General features: G+C 43.9%; 25 protein-coding genes. 16 read left to right on the top strand and 9 right to left on the bottom strand.

What is annotated here, in order from left to right:
- Positions 1-20 precede the first annotated feature (20 nt).
- The 5 genes from QUB51_RS09665 to QUB51_RS09645 form a co-directional block, all read right to left on the bottom strand.
- Entirely contained in the window at positions 21-1715 is a 1695-nt protein-coding gene (locus QUB51_RS09665) for a hypothetical protein (RefSeq protein ID WP_333260924.1), read from the bottom strand.
- A gap of 371 nt (positions 1716-2086) precedes the next feature.
- Positions 2087-2770, bottom strand: a complete 684-nt coding sequence (locus QUB51_RS09660) for a DUF6753 family protein (protein ID WP_333260919.1) — start codon at positions 2768-2770, stop codon at positions 2087-2089.
- On the bottom strand, positions 2767-3579 hold the full coding sequence (locus tag QUB51_RS09655; protein WP_333260916.1) for a mobilization protein: 813 nt from the start codon (positions 3577-3579) through the stop codon (positions 2767-2769). Before QUB51_RS09655 ends, QUB51_RS09660 begins: the two co-directional genes overlap by 4 nt.
- 231 nt (positions 3580-3810) lie before the next feature.
- Entirely contained in the window at positions 3811-4290 is a 480-nt protein-coding gene (locus tag QUB51_RS09650) for a hypothetical protein (RefSeq protein WP_015211768.1), read from the bottom strand.
- A complete protein-coding gene (locus tag QUB51_RS09645; protein WP_333260913.1) occupies positions 4283-5464 on the bottom strand; it encodes a ParM/StbA family protein in 1182 nt (393 codons plus the stop codon). Before QUB51_RS09645 ends, QUB51_RS09650 begins: the two co-directional genes overlap by 8 nt.
- Positions 5465-5814: 350 nt before the next feature.
- Here QUB51_RS09645 and QUB51_RS09640 point away from each other — a divergent pair, with 350 nt between their 5' ends.
- From QUB51_RS09640 to QUB51_RS09620, 5 genes are all read left to right on the top strand, one after another.
- The gene (locus QUB51_RS09640) at positions 5815-6093 is read left to right on the top strand and encodes a hypothetical protein (RefSeq protein WP_150111731.1); all 279 of its coding nucleotides are present in this window, start codon (positions 5815-5817) and stop codon (positions 6091-6093) included.
- A 190-nt stretch (positions 6094-6283) separates the two neighbouring features.
- Entirely contained in the window at positions 6284-6661 is a 378-nt protein-coding gene (locus QUB51_RS09635) for a hypothetical protein (protein WP_333176512.1), read from the top strand.
- 57 nt (positions 6662-6718) lie between these two features.
- Positions 6719-8410 carry a relaxase/mobilization nuclease domain-containing protein gene (locus tag QUB51_RS09630; protein ID WP_015211764.1) on the top strand — a complete coding sequence of 564 codons (1692 nt, stop codon included), beginning with the start codon at positions 6719-6721 and terminating at the stop codon, positions 8408-8410.
- A 472-nt stretch (positions 8411-8882) separates the two neighbouring features.
- A complete protein-coding gene (gene recG / locus QUB51_RS09625) occupies positions 8883-10967 on the top strand; it encodes an ATP-dependent DNA helicase RecG (RefSeq protein WP_333260908.1) in 2085 nt (694 codons plus the stop codon).
- Between the two features lie 416 nt (positions 10968-11383).
- A complete protein-coding gene (locus QUB51_RS09620; protein ID WP_223300929.1) occupies positions 11384-11875 on the top strand; it encodes a hypothetical protein in 492 nt (163 codons plus the stop codon).
- Positions 11876-11906: 31 nt separating this feature from the next.
- Here the strand turns inward: QUB51_RS09620 and QUB51_RS09615 are convergent, their stop codons facing one another.
- Complete coding sequence (locus tag QUB51_RS09615) at positions 11907-12911, bottom strand: hypothetical protein (protein ID WP_333260904.1); 1005 nt, start codon at positions 12909-12911, stop codon at positions 11907-11909.
- A 196-nt stretch (positions 12912-13107) separates the two neighbouring features.
- Here QUB51_RS09615 and QUB51_RS09610 point away from each other — a divergent pair, with 196 nt between their 5' ends.
- The 11 genes from QUB51_RS09610 to QUB51_RS09560 all read left to right on the top strand — a co-directional run bounded on the left by QUB51_RS09610 (position 13108) and on the right by QUB51_RS09560 (position 19277).
- A complete protein-coding gene (locus tag QUB51_RS09610; RefSeq protein WP_333260901.1) occupies positions 13108-13602 on the top strand; it encodes a hypothetical protein in 495 nt (164 codons plus the stop codon).
- Positions 13603-13644: 42 nt separating this feature from the next.
- Positions 13645-13896 (top strand): hypothetical protein, encoded by a 252-nt coding sequence (locus tag QUB51_RS09605; protein WP_333260898.1) that lies wholly within the window; start codon positions 13645-13647, stop codon positions 13894-13896.
- A gap of 3 nt (positions 13897-13899) precedes the next feature.
- Positions 13900-14595, top strand: coding sequence for a siphovirus Gp157 family protein (locus tag QUB51_RS09600; RefSeq protein WP_333260895.1), 696 nt, complete (start codon positions 13900-13902; stop codon positions 14593-14595).
- A 104-nt stretch (positions 14596-14699) separates the two neighbouring features.
- The gene (locus QUB51_RS09595) at positions 14700-14966 is read left to right on the top strand and encodes a hypothetical protein (RefSeq protein ID WP_333260893.1); all 267 of its coding nucleotides are present in this window, start codon (positions 14700-14702) and stop codon (positions 14964-14966) included.
- Positions 14967-15027: 61 nt separating this feature from the next.
- Positions 15028-15729, top strand: a complete 702-nt coding sequence (locus QUB51_RS09590) for a hypothetical protein (RefSeq protein WP_333260890.1) — start codon at positions 15028-15030, stop codon at positions 15727-15729.
- 28 nt (positions 15730-15757) lie between these two features.
- Positions 15758-15955 carry a hypothetical protein gene (locus tag QUB51_RS09585; protein WP_015211755.1) on the top strand — a complete coding sequence of 66 codons (198 nt, stop codon included), beginning with the start codon at positions 15758-15760 and terminating at the stop codon, positions 15953-15955.
- Between the two features lie 2 nt (positions 15956-15957).
- Positions 15958-16206, top strand: a complete 249-nt coding sequence (locus QUB51_RS09580) for a hypothetical protein (RefSeq protein ID WP_333260887.1) — start codon at positions 15958-15960, stop codon at positions 16204-16206.
- 1 nt (position 16207) lies between these two features.
- A complete protein-coding gene (locus QUB51_RS09575) occupies positions 16208-17020 on the top strand; it encodes a hypothetical protein (RefSeq protein WP_333260884.1) in 813 nt (270 codons plus the stop codon).
- Positions 16993-17700, top strand: coding sequence for a hypothetical protein (locus tag QUB51_RS09570; protein ID WP_333260881.1), 708 nt, complete (start codon positions 16993-16995; stop codon positions 17698-17700). Before QUB51_RS09575 ends, QUB51_RS09570 begins: the two co-directional genes overlap by 28 nt.
- A complete protein-coding gene (locus QUB51_RS09565; RefSeq protein WP_333224248.1) occupies positions 17693-18424 on the top strand; it encodes a hypothetical protein in 732 nt (243 codons plus the stop codon). Before QUB51_RS09570 ends, QUB51_RS09565 begins: the two co-directional genes overlap by 8 nt.
- A 22-nt stretch (positions 18425-18446) precedes the next feature.
- Positions 18447-19277: a ThiF family adenylyltransferase gene (locus tag QUB51_RS09560; RefSeq protein WP_333224247.1), complete on the top strand. Its 831-nt coding sequence runs from the start codon at positions 18447-18449 to the stop codon at positions 19275-19277.
- Between the two features lie 102 nt (positions 19278-19379).
- Here the strand turns inward: QUB51_RS09560 and QUB51_RS09555 are convergent, their stop codons facing one another.
- Genes QUB51_RS09555 through QUB51_RS09545 form a run of 3 tightly spaced genes read right to left on the bottom strand, consistent with a single transcriptional unit; the run spans position 19380 to position 22959 of the window.
- A complete protein-coding gene (locus tag QUB51_RS09555; protein WP_015211749.1) occupies positions 19380-20786 on the bottom strand; it encodes a nucleotide-binding domain-containing protein in 1407 nt (468 codons plus the stop codon).
- Between the two features lie 18 nt (positions 20787-20804).
- Positions 20805-22577, bottom strand: coding sequence for an SAVED domain-containing protein (locus tag QUB51_RS09550; protein WP_333260878.1), 1773 nt, complete (start codon positions 22575-22577; stop codon positions 20805-20807).
- Position 22578: 1 nt separating this feature from the next.
- On the bottom strand, positions 22579-22959 hold the full coding sequence (locus QUB51_RS09545) for a Pepco domain-containing protein (RefSeq protein WP_015211747.1): 381 nt from the start codon (positions 22957-22959) through the stop codon (positions 22579-22581).
- Positions 22960-23227: the final 268 nt, after the last annotated feature.

The following is a 23227-nucleotide window of genomic DNA, read 5'->3' as shown; positions in this document are numbered from 1 at the left end:
ACTTCTGCATTTATTTAAGTTTATTGAGCCAATGACTGAAGGACGCTGCCACAAATATTATGACTTGAACCTATCGGCATCACTTCACAACTTGATGGTTCTTCTATTGACAGGCTACTCCAATCAACAATTCTGACAAAGCGCTCGCTAGATTCACCTCCACAAGTAGCTTTTACGAGATAGTCACCTACACTAGGAAAGTTAACTACAATGGGAATATTTGTACTTTGCTGTAACTTTTCCCAAATTTTGGAATCATCCGATAATCGAGTTACTTGTAACTCAACTGTGGGATGGAAACCAAAGATAGTTACTTGAGGGCTATGTCCCTGTAGCCATGCACCCAATTGGGGTACGCGCAAACCACCTGAAAAGCTAATAGATAAACGGACACTGGGTTGCAAAGCATCTTTAAGTTCTTGACTTTTGATAAAGACTGCATCCCAAGCTTGGGAAACAACCATACACGTGTGAATTTCAAACCAGGTAGAATTTTTAAATACTGGTTGTGCTCCACCCTGCCATTTCAATAACTGCTCATCTTGCAACCGTTGAATATCTGAGAGCAGTTCTTTTTTGTAGAGTAGGATAAATGGCGTACCGAGGGATGGCGTTCCCCAAGAAGCATAGGCTCCTGAATCTGGGTTATCGGGATCGGGAATTAATATCCAAAAGTTACGCTCGGGCAAAATTAGGGAATCCAGGTCTGTAGAACAACTAATTTGGTATCTTGCACCGCGATCCAATTCATTCATATTTATTGGATCTTTTAGAGGGAAATACCATCCAGCGCGTTCGCCCCGAAGCTGGTGAACGTTATCTCTGTACTGAACTTGTACCGATTCTACTGGTCGCCCTTTTAGCTGTTTCGGGTAGAGATAGTAATCAATCTGACCCAAGAAGGGATCTTCAGTGCGATATAAACCTGCAAAAAGGTAGCGGCTCCAGGTGCGTACTCCTTGTTTTAGTGTTACTGGTTTCCCCTCATTTTGCCATTGTTCGTAAACTTCGTGAATTGCTTCGGCAACGGCTTCATACCGCTGTCTGTTGCTCGTCAGTAACTCTTTTAAGTGTTGGCAAAGCCTTGATGTCTCGCGGCGGACATGAGTAAATAAAGTTTGGGCATCCCATTGGGCTGTCCATTGCTTTTCGTTAAATAGATCTAGAAGTCGGTTTTTATCAGCGTGGCGCAGAAGAGATTGCGAAATTGGATAATTTATATAGGTAGTTGGACCACCGCGACCTCGAACTGCTGAAGGTAAGAATCCCTGTTTCCTTAGCCAAAGATTCCATTCTTTCCATAGCGGTTCTTCAGCTCCGTAACCAAATTCCATGCCCGGTGGACGACAAGCGCCGGACAGACCTAAAATTTTCTGCAATCGCCGGAAGTAGTTTAGTTCTGATATTTTTTCTTCCTCAGCCATCTGATAGGCGGCTAGAACTGTGGCACTGAGAAAGGCAATACTTTTGGGTAAACCGTCAGAATCACACCCTCGCAAGTTGCTCAAATTAACTTGTTGGTCAATGACGACTTTTTTCCTTACGGCAATCAAAAAGTCATCGCGACCGTTGTTGACGCCCGTATCCTTTCCGAATTCTAGACCAATACGCTCGAGTACATCGTCGTCAACGCTTACGTAGAGTTTAGTACCGCGCGGTACGCCACTGGTAAAGTAAGACACTAATGCTTGGTTCCATTCTCTGTAGCTTGCCATTGCTGTTTTCGCTTCTTTGGCTTACCATCTAAGCCGTTTGTTTAAATTATCCCAGGTTTGTGTGACGATTGGTAGCTAATGAGATTCAGCTTGGCGTTGCTAAATACAGGTATGAATTCAAGATTTCGGAAGGGCTATAAGCCAAGTAGGGTGAGTTTTGTAACTTCAAGCCAAAAGTTGATTCATACCGTGAATCAGCAACGCCTCAAACGATCTTTTTCACGAGCTTTAAAACTTGAAGCATACCAAACTAGCAGTAAAATGGTAATTACAGGAAGAAATACTATACACGTCAGCAGCAAGATGAACGAAATAATCATCAGTAGAACTTGGAAAAGTTAGCTAACTTCTGGGTAAAGTCACACCAGTGTTCAATCCTTAAATTTACGATACTCTGGCGATTCTACCCAAATTGTACAGAATCCCGAAATAGCTGGCCTTCCCGCCACTTCCAAAGTCACCCCCAAACGCTTGACATCTTTTTTACATTCTAAATTAGTCAGACTATCCGAATTCCACTTCATCAAATTCCGAGCAAACTTCCCCTCACCGCTAGTCGCCCACCGCAAAGCCTCCGCCTGCTCCTGAGTTAAAGAAACTGCTTCCCCCGGTGCAAATCCCCTCTGCGACCAAAGTAAACCCATCCACCCTATCAAAGCACCGACACCCAACGCTACCAACAGGATACCCGCAGCCGGTATCAAAGCAAGAGCGGATGTCCTCCACCGAGTCAATTCCGTCTGACGCACCAGAGAATTGACTGCTTCAGCAATTTTCCCCTCTTGCTTCTCAACCGCCACCCGTTCGTAACTCGCCAAAGTCTTGTTAATCCGCCCCACCCACCGATCGAACGCTAACTCAAAATCCTCTGGTTTTGGACTCTCTTGAATCAGCACTTCCAATCGGCCAGCAGCCAACAAAATCAGAAAAATCGGGTCAGTTGGCTCAATTTTCCCCTTAAAAGCCAATTCCAAAACTTTGCGCCTGTACTCCTCAGATTGCCCCTCTAAAGCAATATCAAGCAAAGATTTAGTATCAACAGCACCATAACTCACGGCAACATCCCCGTAGTTTCAAACGCCTCATAAGCTGACAACATAAACGACTTAATGCGCTGCCGGCCCAACACACCGAGTTCCTGACTATTCCTTGCCAAATCAAAAGTTATCCCCCGAGCATCGATCGCATTCCTTTCCCGCGAATAAAACTTAGGAAAATCAATCACCTTGACCTCATACTTTTTTATCGCATTCTGCACCTCCTCCATCTCTTCCACAGAACTCCAATCATCCTCCAATCCTAAATTGCGGACGAGAACGTGAGCAATCTTATTGTCAAAATGCTTAACTGACTTCAAAAAAAGCTGCACGCTATCGTAGCCCCCCGTGCAAATAAACCACTTGCAAAAACTAATGCGAGACTGCTTCCCCAACTCAATTAAATTGTTTCTTCCCATCCACTTAGTTACCAAAGGATAAACCTGAGCCGGTAAATTGACAATTACGCTCTTTTCAAACGCCAATTCAAAAATCCGATCCGCTTCGTAAAACTTCTTCTCGTCCTCGCTAAACAGAGCTTCACGGCATACGCTCTCATAGATTCGAGATACATCAGGATTAGAGCGATCGGTATCTACGGCAAAAAATGGGAAATTATTGTCCAAGAAATACTGAATCAAAACCCTAGCAAATAAGCTCTTGCCAACCCCGCCTTTCTCTCCATCAATCAGATGAATTTTAGTAGCCGGTTTTTCAACCTTCTCTAACCCGCACTCTTTGAAACCATTCGAGTTTTCTATCGCTGTATCCATACCGGAATCTCCTCCTTCATCTACCTGTTTAACCACAGAATCGGTTAGTTGCACTTGATATTTCGAGTTTCTACTTCTACTTGCCATGTCGAACTGTCCTATTTCAGGTTGATTTCCTAACAAAAATACACTTATTTCTGCTTTGTATGGATAGCTAATAACTGCCCAACCAGCAAGAAAATGTGCCTAATCTTTAACTAAATTCGCAAATACAACACAATGACTATCATCCCTGTATTTGCAAAGGTAATTAGAGTCAAATTCCGCTCAATAATTGAAGCTCATTCATGCGAATCCTGAATCATCGAAATCCTCGCCACCCTCTAATTCAAAGAAGTCATCCGCCGTCAATCCGCTACGGGTGGAATGGTTAGGAGGCGTCAAGCTTTCCACACCGTAAAGCAGAGAACGGTCTGCCTCCTCAATGCCAGCAGGTACTTCTCGCGAAAATGGTATTTTGGAAATAGGCATTCCCCCTATATTAGTAGGAGGATATTCAATCCCGCCTCGCTCGCGCAAATAGAGAGCGTGCTTTTCCAGAGCATAGACGGCATTTCTAAATAACCGCCCTAAAATAACTGGATCGATATTCTCTTTTTCCAGATATGCTAGCGGCAGCCAGTAAGGTCGCAGAGATTGGAGAATCATTTCTCTCGAAGGCAGCAATAAATTGCCTTTAATATAGGACATCAAAACTCCATCATGAGTAGATTTTAAAGGCTGATAGCGCCACAAAAAATCAACCCTTTCTTTTTCCTTAGCCACGACCAACTATCTCCTGTAAAACGGAACCTTTTGACCCACAAACAGCGGATTCTGTGACCTGAGAATTGAACTGCTTTTTCAAATTTGCCTTGAAATACGAAAACATCCCATAGACATCATTGAGCCGATTTTCAAACCCTTTCTTTTCCAAAATAGGTGGCATAGCAATTTCGGCATTCCAAATAATCGGAAAGCGATCGTAATGTTCGTTTAACTCCTTACCGAGATAATCAGCCGTCCCACCGCAGAACACCAACTCATCACAATCCGGCGGCAAATTCTCATCCAACCAACTGGTGAGACTCCGCGCATATTCAGGCCGTGCCTCTTTGATTGCTGCTATCATCTGCTGCACTTCTTCAGCCCGCCCTTGCTTAGTCGTGCTGCGAGCCAACCGCATTAAAGGAGCTGCCTTGAACTCAGATCCCGCTGCTGCGATCGCCGGAGTCAATCGCTCCGCAGTCTGCCCTGAAGTCCTAGCTACCACCCTCTCCACCATGCGGATGAAGCCCAAATCGCTCGTTTTTCCCGGTCTAACATCCCCCCGTTGCACCACCAGGAGGCTAGCATTACGGTAGCCAATCATGGCGATCGCGCACACCCGCTCTTTCAAAACAGAGCCGACTTTCTTGTTGTGCATCAGGTAAATGCCACCCCCCTCTGGCTTGCAGTTAAACGCCAACAATTCCACGCTCATCTGACCTGTAGGAGTTTGGTAATCTGCTAAAGCTTCCCGCAGCACCCGCTCGAACCTCCCCCGGTCTTCATATTCCCCCGGTGGCAACAACACGGCGATCGCCGCCGTAAATTTCGCAGGCAAATTCAGCTTTTCCTTAATCGCCCACATCCCAGCCAGAGTTTTGTGCAGCGCCCTCTCGTACTTAAGCTCCGAAAGGCCAGCATTGGCGTGAAACCTCTCTTTCGCCAAATACCCTACTGCCCTGTAATCGTTCCTAAAGGCAACCCAAGCCGTATTCTCAGGCTCGGCTGACCCCAATTGGTCTGTGCCATAAGCCAAAATTGATTCGTGCGGTACAGATACAACCTCTGGTTCCATGCACAGCAGTCGAATTTGATTCTTTGGTCCTGCGTAAAGAATTTTGGTAGCTGACCCCCCGTAATCGCAGGCCGCGATCGCTTGAGGCCAGATGGTGTCGATAGTAGTTTCGCTCATATCGCAGGTCTTCCTAATTGAAGTTTCAAGAGTGGTAAACAAACAGCCCTGTACGGAAAGGACGTGCAGAAATAACCCTTACGCTAAGCCAAGCGTGCCACCTCAAAAGAAGGCTGTAAAACAACAGCTATTCAAGGATTAAAACGCACTTACTACTTATTAACCCCTCCTAAAACCTCCCCTCCCTCAGCCAGTTGTCTGAATCCCAGCATCTACAAAAATCGGACTCACGGCTTAGGCTGGGACAGAGCTTTTGGTAGCAAGCTGTGTCAGAGGTGCGTGCAAACTGCTTTCTCTAACGGGATAGCACCCCTATGAGGAGAGCGCTGCTGCCAGCCTGTCGCTGTTCAATGGAAAATTTTCCATTAGCTATTAGACGGGAAGCCCCGCGCTGTATTGCTTGCAATCAGCATCGGGTACTTCACACAGACATCTCGAAAAAAGATGTAGAGACAAGGGCGATCGCGTATGCAAGCAAAAGTGGAAGAGCACGCATCATTGATTTTCCCAGATGTCTATTGGAAATTCCCACGCCTGTTAAGTTCAGCCAAATCTGGCTCTGGGCCACAGTGACAATGGAAAATTTTCCATTGGAAATTCCCACGCCTGTTGAATTCAGCCAAACCTGAGTCTAAGCCCTAGTGGCAAGGGAAAATTTTCCATTGGAAAGACTGACATCGAGTTGCCATGCCTTAAAGCCCCTCCAGGCAACAAGCGAGTGGCAAGTGGCTGAGGCGCGATTGCCCTCCGCGCACGCTACCCGATCGCAGCCGAAGGATAAAGTTCGTTACCCAACACCAAATAGCGAGCAAACTAGCCATGTCGAGATCCAAACGAATCAAAAGAATAACCGTATACCTAACGCCAGAAGAACTTCAACTTGCTGAGACAATGGCTAAAAATCTCCAGGTGAGCATCAGCAGTCTGTTCCGATACCACACTTTTAAACAACAACATCAACCAGCTTTGTGCCAAAAATTAGCCGAACTTAACCTCCGCCTCAAACCGATTGCCCTTGCTACAGAACAAGCATTATGGATGGGGGAAAAAATTACACAGCCAGCCAACTTTGAGGATCTGATTGAGCAAACTTTGGCACTGCTCAAGCAAGTACAGCAACAGCAAATGAACGTACCACTTCTAATGAATTTAAGCGATATTGAGGAAAATTTAGAAGCTCCTAGCGAAAACTTTTAATAAAAACATCCACAAATCATCACTTTTTTACTACACAAGTTTTAAGTTTAGTAAATAATGATTGGCAAGCAGAAAATCGGTAAAACTTTTACCCCATTGCTCAATTACCTCTTCTCCAAAGAAGGAGCTTCACTGATTGGAGGAAATATGGTAGGAGAAAATGTCCAGGAATTAGCTGCTGAGTTTCTGTTCTCCAAACAACTCAACCCTAGAGTTGAAAAACCAGTTTACCATGCGACCTTAAGCGTGCCGGATGGCGAGTATATCCCTGATGCCAAATGGCGGGCGATCGCTCTTGATTATCTAGAAGGAATGGGACTGGATAAAAACCTATTTGCTATCATCCGCCATACCGACCGCGACCACGACCACATTCACATTGCAGCCAGCCGTATCAAATTGGATGAGCAAGGAACTTGCGTATCAGATAGCTGGAACTATCTACGCAGCGAAAAATTGATTCAAGAATTGGAAGAAAAGTATGACTTGACACCAGCTTCCCGCAGTTTTGATAAAGAACGCCGTTCTCCCACGACTGGCGAACACCGACGGTTAGCAAGAACGGGGGAAATCAGCACGCGGGAACAACTGCAAACAGCACTAGATAGAGCAACCACTGACAGTCCCGCGCTCGCTCTTTTGATTGACCGACTCGTTGAACAAGGCATTAGTGTAAAAATAGAACCTACCCCCGCAGGCGAATTAGGGATTAGCTACAAATTAGGCAATATTGCTTTTAGCGGCACTCATTTAGGCAAAGCTTACACCTTCAAGGGGCTGCAAAAATACAGAGGAGTCACTTACTCTGCTAATACTGACATAAATGTGGAAGCCATTCCCCCATTGCAAGAGCGAGAATTGAACGAAATTTTGGAAACAGAAAACTCTAAACCAAATAGCGACGCGAACAATGATAGTGATGCTGATGACTGCGGCGAAATGAGGAACAGCAGCATCGAGAGCAATTCTTCACCAATATACTGGCAGACCTACTCTAATATTGACAGACCAGAGCGAGAAGGAAGCAGCACAGGGACTTCCTCAGAAACCGACAAAGATTCTCTAATCTCTGAGTCAGAAGATGTAGGCAAACCCGACTCGCCCAACGAGCGCGAAACATCGGGGTTCGACTCACTTAACTGGGAGTCTGTACGAAGCAATTTAATAGAAAATGCTTGTCTGCCAGTCGAATTAATCGACCTCCTACACGACAGGGGATGGATAGACGCAGACAGCCTGAACCGCCCTGTATTCCAACTCCGCACTCTTGCAGGAGAGTACAGAGGAACCTGCACCTTAGACGCCAATGGAAAATTTTCCATTGACAGTCATGAGGAAGGCTCACATCAAGGAGGCGACAACAGTGAGAAGGGAGTTTTCTGGATAGCGGTTCAAAACAATATTGAAAGAGCCATTATTGCCAGCAACCCGGTAGAACTCCTGTCGGTAATTGCCTTAGATCCAGATTTCAATAAGAGGCCGACTTTATACTTAAGCATTGATGCGGTTTCTTCGCTGCCAACCGGCTTTCTTAAGGAAGTAGAAACTATAGTAGTCGGCTTCAAAGGAGATCGAGACGGCGATCGACTGTCAAAAGAAATTATTGAAACATTCCCTCAATCAAAGCGAATCAATCCAGGCTTTGCCGGCTGGAACGCAATCTTAGCATCTCAAGAGCAAGAAAACGAAAATGCTTTTAACGATCGTGATGAAGCAATCGATCGCAATTTTGGCATAATTTTGGATTAATCAAAGCTCACTATTAGTATTTTACGCAGCTTTCATGGGGCCAGGAAACGATGACTAAAGTTGGGCGATAAACAAATTGCTTATTTTTACGACGCCCTTTTCGACTTGTTTGAGCAGTAAAACCGTCGCTGCAACCCACCTAAAAACCAAACAATATGCTATTTGGAAAAGAGCTTTTTCCAAACCGGCTTGTCCAAGCCGTGACTCAGACTCTATTATCAGTAGTGTGAAAGAGTGGAAGCGCCACCTTAAAATTATGAATCTACGTCACTTACTTCTGTCGACTGCGCCCTAAATCTTCGTGCAACCAGCGAGAATGGAACTCTGCTTTGTTAGAAGTAATGGAAGGACTAAAAGCAGTGTATCTCCCAACTAAATTCAGCGATTTGCCATTGGTGAAGTGGCTGCTAGCGCAGCATTATGAATGGCTTGCTAACAAAAATTTGAATTTGAGAAATTCCCAACTATCATCATGAAACTGCATTCACCCATTTGCGATCTGCCAGGGTTAAGCCGAAGCAATTACAAAATGCTAGAAAGGCTGGGCCTTGCAACTGTACGAGACTTACTGCTCTACTTTCCCCGTGATTACATCAAGTATCGGCGAGTAAAAATTTATCAGTTGAAAGTAGGCGATTCAGTCACGGTTGTAGGTAAGATTGAACATCAGGAAGTAGTCAGTCCGCCTAAAAATTCTAGGCTAACAATTCAGACTATTATTGTCAAGGACAAAACCGGTAAAATAGCCTGCAAGCGTTTCTTCAACCACCCGTACTACCAATCAAAAAAGTGGAGGAACGAGCAAGCTGCCACCTATGTTGCTGGAGGCATTGTTGCTATATGTGGGATAGTCAAAGCCGATCGCTATTGCGGAATGACATTAACTTCCCCTGAAATCCGATTAATCGGTCTAGACGAAGCCAAGGATACGAAAAATTCAATTATCCCAATTTATCCTTTGACAAAGGGAGTTAGCAACGAAATTGTCCAAGATGCAGTAACCTCAGCTTTGGAATCTGCCAAGCTGCTAAATGACCCCCTGCCGCAGGAGTTCAGACGACAATATAGTTTGATGGAATTACAGAAGGCGATCGCAAACATCCACCAGCCCCCAGACGAAACAAAACTGGAAGCTGCCCGCCGTCGCCTGGTATTTGATGAGTTTTTCTATCTTCAGCTATCGTTTCTCGTGCGTCGCCACCGACTTTTGGCGCGATCGGCTCTTACAAAAATAACTCCTGCTGGTCCTCTAATCCAACAATTTTACTCTCAACTTCCCTTCTCGCTTACCTTCGCTCAACGTAGGGTCATTAACGACATTCTCAATGACATGACTTCCAAAACGCCCATGAACCGACTGGTACAGGGGGATGTCGGTTCTGGTAAAACAGTTGTTGCTGTCGTTGCTATCCTCGCTGCCATCCAGTCTGGCTACCAAGCGGCACTTATGGCACCTACAGAAGTGCTAGCCCAACAGCATCACAGGAAGATTGTGACGTGGTTTGAACGCCTTGGCGTTTCTGTTCAATTGCTGACGGGTTCTACCAAAACCGCCAAGCGCAGAGAAATCCACGCCCAATTAGAGACGGGTGAACTTTCACTATTGGTAGGAACTCACGCGCTTCTGCAAGAGAAGGTCAACTTCAACAAACTCGGTCTGGTAGTCATCGACGAACAGCACAGGTTCGGGGTGCAACAGCGGCAGGATTTACTGAACAAGGGAAATAGACCTCATGTACTGACGATGACCGCGACTCCTATTCCGCGTACTTTAGCACTGACCTTGCACGGGGATTTGGATGTCAGTCAGATTGACGAGTTACCGCCCGGTCGTCAGAAAATTCACACGAAAGTGCTTAATAAAAGCGCTTCAGCATACGATTTAATCCGCCTTGAGGTACTTCGAGGTCGTCAAGCGTACATCATCCTTCCCCTGATCGAAGAATCGGAAAAGCTAGATTTAAGAGCAGCGGTAGCAGAATACGATCGACTCTCAACAGAAATCTTCCCCGAATTTAGCGTAGGATTGCTGCACGGTCGGATGACATCAGCCGAGAAAGATGAAGCGCTCAAATCATTCCGCGACAACAAAACCCAGATACTCGTTTCCACCACTGTGGTTGAAGTGGGCGTGGATGTTCCAAATGCTACAGTTATTTTAATCGACCATGCCGATCGCTTTGGCTTGGCTCAACTGCACCAGTTAAGAGGTCGCGTCGGTCGGGGTTCCCACCGTTCCTATTGTCTTCTGTTAAATACCAGTAAAGCAACAGAAGCTAAGGCACGTCTTGAGGTATTGGAAAAATCTAGCAACGGGTTCTTTATTTCCGAAATGGATTTGCGACTGCGTGGGCCAGGTGTTGTGCTGGGCTATCGCCAGTCGGGAATTTCCGAATTTGCTCTGGCAAATATACTGGATGATGAGGGTTTGCTGAATTTAGCTCGTGAGATGGCAGTAGCGATCGTCAAAAGTAACCCGAATTTAGAGGGACATCCTTTGATGGTTGCAGAACTCAAAAGACGAGGGCTGACAAGTTGGGATTGCACTCTTAATTAATAGGTTTGCTTAGAGGATATTAAAAAATTATGGTGAACAGAGTGCCAGCCCGATCGAGTATGTCAATATATTGGCTCACATCGCAGGGTTTTGCTTCCCTCCTTTCATCAGCAGTTAAATATAGCTTTCTTTAGCTTTTGAAATATCCTCTTAGCTTTTTATGAGAATATTTTTTTACTTAACCTCAAACAATCTATTAACAGATTTTTTATTTCATAGGATATACTTTTAATTATATAATTGTATTTTATAATTACTATTGAGGTCGTATTTTGAACGGTTATCTTATCTACCATCCATCTCGTACTAAATCAGTATTCGATAGCATCGTAGTTTATCACGATTCTATTGTTGGCAATCAAGATCCATACATTTGGAATTGTAAATTCCTGCATTCCTATTGTCACATTACACAAATGTCTTCCATAGTAAATAATATCAATTTTTGGGTCAGTGGCGATACTTTTCCAAATTTTAATAACCTTTATTGTGATTTGGTATTTATTATAAAGGAAAAAACTTACTGGAAAAATGCTAATACTATAGATCGTACCGATGCTACTATTGATACTGATGAAGCATATCTGGATCACTATCGTTGGGCTTGGCAACATCCTTTTAAGCGTCGTCGCAGATTCACCCTTAAAGCTGATCCAGATAACAGCTTTCAGCCACAGAACGCTTTTCAAGAATTAATTGATATTCTTCCTTTTCTGCTCGAACAAGGACTGACCCTACCTGAAATTCGTCGAGGTATGAGAGCGGGCTTTAATTCTAAACCGTTTAGCCTTAATGCTTCTTTGGCAGCTAATCTTTACTCTTGGTTGGATCGAACCGCAGCTATTAAACTTGAGGGAGCTAAGTTACAAAAAATTCGTGAAAACAACCCGCATTTAGCAAGCCTATAAATTTATTGAAAATTTTAGTATAATTCCTTAATTAACAAAAATTATTTCTTATGTAAGAGTTACGAAATTTAGCCTTAGCCATATAAACAGCTTCCTTAACTTTCCATTGTTTTTGGGGCAGTAACTCTTTAACATTTTGTAACTGAACTAATCCTCTATAATCACCTGTAATTTGAGAAACAACTCTAGCGATCGCCTTACAACAACCATCAGGATATTTAACAACTTGCAACTCAGAAAACCGAATCACCACCCAATTTCTTTCTAAGAAAAACTGATTGCGCTGATTATCTTTATTCCTATCCACACAATGATGAGGCTTTCCCGTTCTCCCATCATAAGGTTCATCAATCTCGATATCTATAGCTAAACCAGTCGGTTTATGAACCAAAATAAAGTCAGCGGTGTAACGAAAAGATGTACCGGGTATAGGAAACTCACCACCCATACAGAAGTCATAAAAACCAGAGAAATAACGACATAAGTAAATAAAAAATTGCTTTTCACTTACCCCTTGCTGTACTCCTCCCTTACTCTGACTTGCTGGCTGCTGAATAATTTCTCTTAAAGAAATATTAAGCAGCTTAGATCGCTCCTGCAACAGAGAATTATATTGCTCAGTTTCCTTGCGATTTGGCTGCAAGCGACACAATTGATAACTTTCGTATTTGGATAATTGTTGTTGGTAGTCAGCCAGTCGTTGCTTGTAGCGATCGCGCACTTGAAAATCAACAAACCGCAGATAGGAAAAAGTCGCCACTACACTCACTGACGAACACGTCAGCGATGACCAGAAAGCCATAACACTCATGCCAAACAGCCAGTTAACCAACATTACTACCGCAACACTAGCTATCCAAAGTTGAATTACCAGAGAATAACGAGAATTATTGGAAACTGGCGGTCGCGGCGGAAAAGGCATTTTTTTTGTAGAAGAAGCACTTTCTTCCAAAATAGGTATCGGGTTATCCGCGCAGAACTGACGAATTGAATCAGGGATAAGAATAACTGGATAAAAGCCTCTTATTTGGCTCATAATTATGCTTTTTGTAGGCGATGTACAAGCTAAAATTATGTATATTTTCAGCCTTTAACTTACTAAATATGCGCGTCGTATCCCATCAGTCCAAGGAATTATACACACCTCTACCTAATTTCCGATGTCATCGACTTATAAATGGGCTAACGCCCACCTTTTTGGGTGAAAATAATAATTTGCTACGCCACTACTTATGCCTACAACTCAGCCCAATAATACACAAAAAATTGCCACAGACCGTCTCAAATCCACGCGGGAAAAACTGACTAGAAAAATCAAATTGGCATTGAAGACTGCAACACCAGAAGAAACTCTGGAAGTGTGGATGCTAATGAAACGGCAGGAACTCAAAAGAACGACTCCTGGGTTATCGGAACAGCAGATGGAAAGCGTCGTGCGATCGCTAATCTTAGAACTCGGCTATGACATCATCGCTACCTCAACTGCCTCACCTGCTGCTGCATGGCAAGAGCCAGAACTCCAGACAAACGAAAGCGAAGTGGACGACGCGGATGAAGATAACGATGCTGATTTCACTAACGACGATCTTGAAGGCGACGAAGATAACTTTTCAGAAGAATTATCAGATGTATCTGAAGAAAAACTTCCTTCTCGCAAGCAGCGGGTTCCTGCTTTGAAAAAAGTAGAAAGCTTAAGGGCTTCTACGCGAAATGGAAAGCACTATTAAGCATTGTTGAATTTGAAATCATAGACGAGGTTTTAGACAACCGTGTCCCTACAACAATGTGAAGATGACGACACAAGAAATACACTCATTTCCTACACTAATACTTCTTTGCTGGGAAGAGTGGATTTCAAATCCGACTCCCTAGAACTTATCCCAGAGACGGAAATTTTGGAAGTAGGCGATGAAAGCATTGACTCTCATAGTTTGGAAGACGAACTTACGCCAGGAACGCTAGACATACTCGCTCACATTGAAACTTTTGATGAGTATTTTCATTGTTGCGGAAGGTGGTAACTAATGTATTTAGCCAAAGATTTGTTAGCCAGATATTCGATACAAGCAGTCGAACTCTGGAATCAATTGGAAACTGCTGAAACTCCCGAAGAAGAGGAGGCTATTCTCAAAGAAATCTGGGAAAACCAGACAAACCAGGAAATTGCTGCTGACACGCAAGCCGAACTAGCAGATCAACTAGATGCTGAAATTTGTGCCGTCAAAGCACGCTTAAAACATTTAGTAGAACTGCATACTGAGGCAATTGAACGACTGGAACGTTGGCGCAGCAGTCTGGATAAAACCCTGCTACAATTTCATTCAATGGGAGTAATTCCCACAGAGATTGTGGGGATCTCGCGTCACATCCGACTCAAGGAAAATCCGCCAAGTTGCGAAGTATTAATCAATCCTTGTGAATTGCCAACAGAGTACCGCACGGAAAAGCTAGTTGTTACACCCAACAAACGCAAAATCGTAGCTGATTGGAAACAAGGCATTCCCGTTGATGGCACTCGAATTGAGCGTAAACTCAGAGTTGAATACGGAATAGTACCATCAAATCTGACCTCTGCAACTGAGGTAATTTCTAATCGTGCTGCTGCACCAAATACTCAGGAGAATCATTCAACTATAACACAAAATAGTAGGCGAAAAGAAAAGGCGATCGCTAAAAGCGTTGATGGTTCTAACAAGAAGATGAAAGCACGAGTCGGCTAGGGTAAATCTTCAGACAAGCGTGGGAGGTTTAACTAACAGCAGATAGTTGTTATATCGCTATCTGCTAAACCCTTTTTTTGAAGTAATTTAGGACAGCTTAATCCATGAATAAAAAAAACAACCATTCCTTTGACATTTCAACATTTGACACAATTACCTACCGGATTCATCGAGGGAAACTTGCCATCTTAATTGAGGATGGAGACAACCGCCTCGATATATCGTTTCCCATAAAAGATGGGCGATTATTCGTCCTCCTTGGTTCTATAAGAGCCGCTGTAGCTGAAGCAATGACCGATTACTTGGAAGTAGAAGCCTACGGAGATGAGCCGCTACTATTATTAAGTGGATCTTTGAATAAGTTTAATTAATACCAATAAGGGGGCTAACGCCCATAAGTAGTATGACAAGCTATTAAATAGCATAGCCAAAATGAAATGGTTGACACCAGAAGAGGCCGTCGCGGCTGCTAATTTATCGGTAACGAGCGAAGAGTTAATTGAGTATACAATTCAACCCGAAGATGAAGAAACAATAGAGGAAAGATTCCAAAAGATTGGACTGCTATTTGACCGCGACCGCTGGCAAGCCAAAAAACATTATCTAGGTCTACTCTCGCCAGCTAAAGTTAAAAAACCAGTCGCTACTGAATCATCAACCTCTGCAAGCGATTCAGAATCAATAGATGATGATAACTGGGCAGAGGAAGATGAAGAAAATGCTGTCTCTGAAACTGAAGAATCCCACAATTTACAATCAGAACATCAAGAAGAACCTTATATCTTAGAGAAATGTACTGTCGAAGTGCACCTGACATTTAAACCAGATGACGGCCATCCAGACGGACGAATTGTAATTATTTCCGCAAGTAGTCACAGAGACTTTCCAGTTAGCGAAAAGATAAGAGAGTCATCATTGGGAGAATTACCGCCACCTCTCAAAGAACTGCTGAAGGAACTTGTAGCAGATTTTCCTAATTGCCAAGTGCGGCGACAGATTGCTAATGCTCGCAACCAAAAGAAAAGAAGCGCTAACCAAAAGAAATCTGGAAGCGAAGCAAGTAGCACCACTACGTCTACAACTTCTACAGAGTCTAAAACTACGGGAACACAACTGACCTTATTTGGGATTTGAACAACATACCTACTTTTGGGATAAAAAAATGACTTCAAAAAAGAAAGTTCTAATTTCCTTCGAGGGACAACAGCATCCTGTTGATGAGGAAATAGCAAATGATGATAACGAACTCCGCAAATTGCTCACAACTTATTACCCAGATTGCGCTAACGCCGACATCATTAGAAAACCTGGAGAATTGATTACAGTAGCCAAACGCAACGGCTCTAAAGGAGTAAAATAACCATGAAAATGACTCCTTTAGAATTCCTCATCAATGCACCAGAAGAAGTCAATCCCGCACTATCTATGTGCCGGAAACTACAACGGTTAGAGCTTTCTGGCGAACTCGATAGCACGACTATGAAAGAAATGGTAAAAGCTATTGAGTTAGCTATTTCAAAAGGGACAGACGACGTGAGAGCAGTTGAGCAAACCAAGGAACGACTGTTAAATAGTCGCTCTGTAGCTGGTGCAGTTCCAATGGGGTTTTAATATGGCTGCAATTTGGAATGCTAAATCCGCTCTGCAAATATTACAGCAGTGCCAACCAATCATCAATTTTAAATCAGCAACCGATTATTTGTTAGATAAACTGAACACCTATCAGCTACTCAGTCTTTATCAACAATTGTTTCCTTTGGAATGGGAAAAAAGCCAAGCGGAACTCTATTCGGAAGATGAAAATCACAGTCCGAAGGAATTGGAGTTTATTTCGCTAGTTAACGAACATTTATTTCCGATTGACGACATAATTTTAGAGGGCGCTTATGAAGAGCGCCTCTATCAAATTCCTGTCTCACCCAAAGGAGTAGACTGGCAAGACCATGAAGAAGGAATTGACGCATTGCGAAGCGGATGGCAGATATTACTGCCGCTTTCGCAGTCAGGTCGGTGGTGGTTGGAATCCGTAGCAGGCGATGAAGGAAGATCGTGGTACGAATGTACGTTTGGATACAGCTTGAAAGACATTGCACATCCCGAAAAAACTAACTTCAAACTTCTCAAGAGATTAGCCCGTCGCGTTGCACCTCCTATCAGCGATTTGCCTACAGCCTTAGCACTCCTTGACTTAGAAACAGGAAATATTTGGCTAGACCAAAGTGTTTGCTGTGAAAGTTACTGGAATCATAATTTTGAATCAAGACCCTGGACAATTGAAGACATTAAATTCCTAGCAAGTGAATGGAAAAAAGCTAGTCAGCTACTAGATAAAGCCGGCGAATTGATTGACTGGATTGAATCTGAGCCTAACACCAATTTCTCACACCTCTTAGCATTATGGAATCTGACATTGCATCTGAAATAATTCGAGAGGTACTGGAGGTAGCCCCCCGAAAATTGTCCACTATTCAAGCCGAACTTCTCTTTATTGAGGGCGGTACTTACATTTTTCACTATCAATCGGGGGACAGTTCCAAGTACAAATGCCTGTCTCCAGCAACTCTGCGAGCAGCTTTTGCCAATACACCCATTGATTCGGGTTGGATAAACCCTGATTCGGGGATAGTACGTTGGGGAACTGGCAGCGCCGGGGAATGGACAATCAAATTCGTGCTACCTCAGAAACACGAAATAAATTTGTTGGAATCTAAGCACTTGGTTTGTTTACCAGCATTGGTGTTCTTGGGGTTGAAATCTGATTACTGGGTTTGGGCAATTAAAGGCTCTAAATTTGACCCGGAAGCAGATGCTTTTCACGTTCCGCTGCCCAACGTCTATTTGCATTCCTATCAACCCTGTGGACGCATCTGCTGGGGAGATAATAAACCGCCTGTAGCTTCGCCCAATACTATTAAAAAAGCTTGGGAATTGTTCATCTCTAGTCCCTTCAACGGACATTTGAGTGATGGCAAATCTAGGGCGCAACCCAGTGACGTGCGCTTGCAGCTCGAAAAAGCAGGTAAACGTTCATCTTACCCAGTTAAAGATTTAGTCAGCACGAACCAAACGATTGCCAAATTAGTTTCAGCAATAACTGATGATTGAACCACGTAAACAGAATCACTACAACTTAGAATTTGTCGATTATAAGATTGTCAAACTCGGAGACAATCTGCCGTTTCACTCTAGCAGTATGTTCGAGTATTTAATTGGCAGCAATGGCATCTTTGTTAGAGCGGTTAGACAGGGGTTAGAAGTGATAATTCCGGTGGAAATTTTTACCGCGTCAATCAGAGGATTAGAACCGATTGAGCCTTTAGTCCGATTAACTCCCGGACGAATCCCTCAGCAGATACTCATCCAAATGTGGAAAGAAAGTTGTATCGCCGCGCTTGCAGAACCACCGTTAGAAATCACTTTCCACATTCATCAGGAACAAGGACAATGGCGACTCGTAATTCCAGAGCAAACGCAAAGTTCTGCTAAATGTAGAGCAATTGAATACGGTTTAGATTCTTCGTACATTAACGCCACTGTAGAGGTACATTCGCACAATCGGATGGCAGCTTTCTTCTCAGGTGCAGATGATGCAGATGAAGGGGGTTTCCGCATTTTCGTAGTTTTAGGGAAAGTGACTGAATCGAGCGCTGAAATTATTTGCCGCGTGGGAGTTTATCGACAGTTCTGGCACGTTCCGGCTGACTGGATATTTGAATTACCGAGTTTCATTGTAGATGTCACAGTTGGTGGAAAAAAAGACGATTTGATTGAGAAATTCTACTCCTGTTCTGTTGCGCCATCTTTGTTAGATGACCCAATCGAATTGTAAACAAGATTTGGAGATTTACCCCATGTTTAATTATGATTATTTGGAAGCTTCGCCTCTGATTGTCAGACAAGCTGATTCGATAGATTTTTGGCTTATTGGGGCGGGAGGAACTGGTTCCTGGCTGTCGTATCACATTGCGCGACTGGCACGGAGTTTGGGTAAGTCGGGGAAAAAGGTGCAATTTGCGATCGCAGATCCCGATCGAGTTGAATTCGCCAACATCAGCAGGCAAGCTTTCTGCGATAAGGAAATCGGACTGCCCAAGGCGCAGGCTCTAGCGTTGAGATACTCTATCGCTTGGGGAGTTGACACGACGGCTTTCGTGCAGGAATTTGACCCCAAGCTAATCCGCTACGCCTACGACAAACTGACCATCCTGGTGGGGTGCGTGGATACAGCAGCCGGGAGAGCGGCAATTAATCAGGCTCTGGAGTTAAACCAATTTTACAGCCGTTCTGAAATTCCCCGCGTGTGGTATCTCGATTGCGGAAATCATGCAGCAGCGGGACAAATTTTGCTGGGCAGTTCTTTGGAAACTGACCCGGACTTCTATAATTTTGGGGTACTGGGATGTGCTAGGCTGCCATCTCCGGTGCTCCTGGCTCCTGACCTTTTGAAACCGAAACCTGAAGAGTTGACAAATAACCTATCTTGTGCTGAGATGGCAGTGCTGAATGTGCAGAGCGAGAGCGTGAATGTTCGAGTGGCGGCTGAGGCGGCGGATTATTTGTACCGGATGGCTGCGGGCAATCTCAAGCGGTTTGCGACCTATTTTGATTTGGAGAGTGGGACGGCGCGATCGCTTTACATTACCCAGCATTCGGTCTGTGTGGCACTAAAATCTAATGCTTGAGTTCAGCATCCGTCATCGACCTCACCCCAACCAATGATCCAATGGAAAATTTTCGATTAGGGGGTGCGACATCTTACCTCGTTTGAGGTTAGTAGGAACTTTTTAGCCAAATCCACGATTGGAACTACCCGAAATCCTAGAATTACCGCTTGCTGTGATCTTTACAATGTGTACCGCCTGCGCCATAACTCGACCCTCCTTCTTAATTTGACAGGTCATGCGGTGAGTACCTTTAAAGGCAGTGCTTGTCCAAATTGTGGTTCCGCTATCACTGCTTTCCCAGTAAAGCTGCTTCGCCTCACCTGCCTCGTCTCCTTCGTTATCAACAATCCATTGCACGCTGTAGAGGGGGAGGGGTGGGACATTTGTTGATATGACTGAAAATTTGAGTGCAACGCCTTTAGGTAAAACAGAGCTTCCACTCAAGTACTGTTCATAAATTGGGCCATTCTCACGCTTGGCAAGATCGCAGCGAACTGTAACACTGTATCCTGTTACAGCACTTAACTCAGCCTTGATTGTACCTTTAGTGCTTTCTTTTTTCGCCCAGAATTCATGATTAAAAATCCAGTCCCAAGCAAAACGCGCCTTCTCTCTCGTACACTTTGACTCGTCAAATAACACGCTAAGTTTACTGATTGCAGTATCGAGTCGATCCCGAAGTCGAGTGACTTGGTTTAATACTTCAGTTTTGCCTGTCAGTTCCTGTGAAGTATCGACTGGATTGTATACGTGGCAAGAGGCTTTTAGTCGATTACGTAATGCCACCATAGTGTTGTACAAGGCAAGGTCATCGCGCTCGCTGTTCGCTGTGTAAATACCAGACTCGGCTACTAGTGCTGACACGATCATGCCACCGGGTAGACTCCAAGAAGTTCGTGAGCGACAGAACCGTTTTAGAAATCGCACAATGCGGCGCATTTGCCCATCTTCAACTTTAGGATAGTAACCGAGAGTTTGACTGGCCTTCGGGCTTAGTGTCGCAACACATTTACTAAACCAGTCGTTAACCTCCATTGGATCTCGCCGTTTCCACTCGGTGCTGGCATGCTCAATACGCTTTATACCGAGGTTGTCTATATAGGTGCGGTAGATTGCAAAGTCGATATGGTAGCCTTCTGCATACCAAATCGTAACTGCATTAGTACGTGATTCTGGTTCCTTTGTGAAATTAGTGCAGCGTTTGCATAACGCATCACGTACACGCTGCCGTGCTTTAAGCGGGTCTTCAGGTATCTCATCTTTATGGAAAATTAGTGAAACGTCAATATCGTAGTCATTGTCACCCTTCGGATCTTGGTTGAGAGTATGCATTGCATACCCACCTTGGTTCTTCCAGTCATAAGGATGTGAGTGCGGACGACCAGTTTCTTTAGCAAGATCGTTTAAACCATTTTTTAGTCGGGTGATATTTAAGTCTCGATAAGTTGCAAGTTGCTGTCGTCGTATTGTTCCAAGACGAACATGGGTGTCATAAAAAATTTGTAAGTCGTCAGAGATGTCGTACATGAATATGTGAAATTACTCTTAGGTATCATGGATGAGCAACTTAGTCGAAATGACCCTAGATTCAGGTGAATCAGCACTATTAATCTTAACACCCCAGGCATACCGTGGACTTGTATGAGATGTGTAGTTGTAGACGATAACCTGGTGATGGATCGTTCGGCTGATTCGGCGTCCGAGACTGAAGCCAAGGCTAACTGGTCCAGAATAAAAGATATGCACAATAAGTGACTTGTCAACGCGGGTATGCAAATCATCAAGGACTTGCCGGAAAGCGTTACAGACTTCCTTTACCTGACTGTAATGGGTGATCGCGTCAATACGTCGCTTACCTATCTTAATCTGTATATCTTCATAGGGCTGAGGCACTACATCGTCCACATCATTTTTGGTAATGTCAAACGAAATGGCGATTCTAATGGCAACGGCAACAGCATTTGCTGGACGTGAGATATTGCTAACGCTTAGGTCAAGTTTTGGACTATCATCACCAGCCAACTCATACCAACAATTTACATCGCGATCCAATTCAAATAACGCAATCCTAGGCCAGGTTGAGACAGCATAACCAGCACAGAACTGAAGTGGAATGTGAACAATGCCATAGTAACCAATTACTGCTTCTGGATTGGCTTGAAATACCACTAAAAAATCGTTTATGAGATTGTTATTCTGTTGTACAGCACTAATGGGGTCGCAAACGCCGTTTGTGAAGAAAGATGATAGGTAAAACTCGATATGTTGAATTTTGTAATGCCGAAAATGAGCAGGTAAGGACTCCTCCGAAATACGAACTGTTAATAGTTCAAATGACTGATGACGGATTGCAAAGAAAGTTCCTACTGGATGCTGAACATCAGTCTTACCAGAGCCATATCCGGCAGGTACAACACGGGCTAAGCGTTCAATCCCTTCAATTGCTTTTGAATTAGTTGGTGAAACAGCTAGTACGCGAATCCATAGTTGTTTTGCAAGTTGGAAGTTTTGCTGAACTTCAGCCAGAAGAGCATCGTTTTCCAGTGTCACGATGTCAGTAAGATTAGCTTTGCGAGGCAACAAAATGAGGTGGTACTTAGTTGGTGGTTCGACTACACCATAAGGAGTTTGCTGAACCTTTCTGTATTGTTGGGTCAGGCTAGGAACCCTTTGCCTTAGACGTTGATAGAGCCGTTCAACGGTCGCACAGTTGCTTTCTCCTTCAATTTTTAGTCCCTCCAACAGGGCATAGGTGAATGATCCATGTTGTAGTTCATTAATCTCATAGGAAGATTCCCCTGGGCTACAGGAGAACAAGCTAATGACACCTTGCTGCTTTTCTTGCCCAAAGCCCACACCATCTCTTTGCCCGTTTCCGCTTCGACAAGCATCAATTAGCATAACAACGTTATCGGCACCACTGCGTCGCAGGCGTTCACTAACGTACTGCAATGAAATGCCACTACTCTCAACATCACCAGGATCAACATCTATCGGCATCAGATAGTCCCGATCTTTATGACGTTTTCCATGCCCTGCAAAGAAGAACCACAAGTTATCGCCTGACTTCAAAAATGACTCTTCAAACCGCACTCGAAAGAAACGATTTAAAGTTGTGTAAGTAGGATGAGAGTCCAGATCGGAACCGTAGTCTTGCTTTATAGGCAAGGAATCATCAGCAAAGTGATAAACAGTCTGGATATTGAGTTCTTGCCGGAAAAATACTTGCATTGCCTCGGCATCAAATTTGGCGTAGTTGAGTGATTGCAAGTTGCGATAACCATTGATACCGATCGTAATTGCCCAGTTTTGTCCCATTTCAACTGTTTGTAGTAGTTCGCTTGAACTTAAGCTTAATTGCCCCTTTGTTCCCCAATTTTCCGCTATTGCCTAGGATGCTTACCTGCCCTTCACCATTGATTTCAACGGATAGTTCGACTTCATCTAGTTGTAGTCCATTTTGTTGGTTAGCCTCAGTTGAAATATCACCTAAGACCTTCAGCAGTCCATTCATTTGAACTTTTAGAGCCGCTGCATCCAATGGAACTCGCTGCTGGACGGTCGTCTTTATTTGTTCTTTCACTCGCTGACCAAAACCACCCCCAGTATCATCGCTACTCCGCTGTCCTTGGAGAATTTCAACACTTTCAGTGGTCTCTACTTCAGTCACAATCCAAATTTGAGATGAATCGTCTGACATGCTTTTAATTCCAAAATTTTTCTTCTATTCTATCTTCGCTGAAATTAAGACACTGTACTTTAAACTAAGAAATAAAAGTAAGGCCTTATGTGATTGGCACTAATACACCAGTAGCAAACAATTGAGCAATTGAAGACAGATTGCTTAAATCAAACCCATAAATAAACCCTTTCTATGTAACTAGGGTCAGCCTGAATTCGCTCATCAAAGTTCATATTCTCCCATTCTACAATAACCTTCCCCGGCCTATCCATCAAATCTGGTGGAT

Source organism: Microcoleus sp. AT8-A3, from assembly GCF_036705675.1.
GTDB lineage: Bacteria > Cyanobacteriota > Cyanobacteriia > Cyanobacteriales > Microcoleaceae > Microcoleus.
The sequence above is the reverse complement of the archived record's forward strand: the minus strand, read 5'-3'. Positions and strand labels throughout refer to the sequence as shown.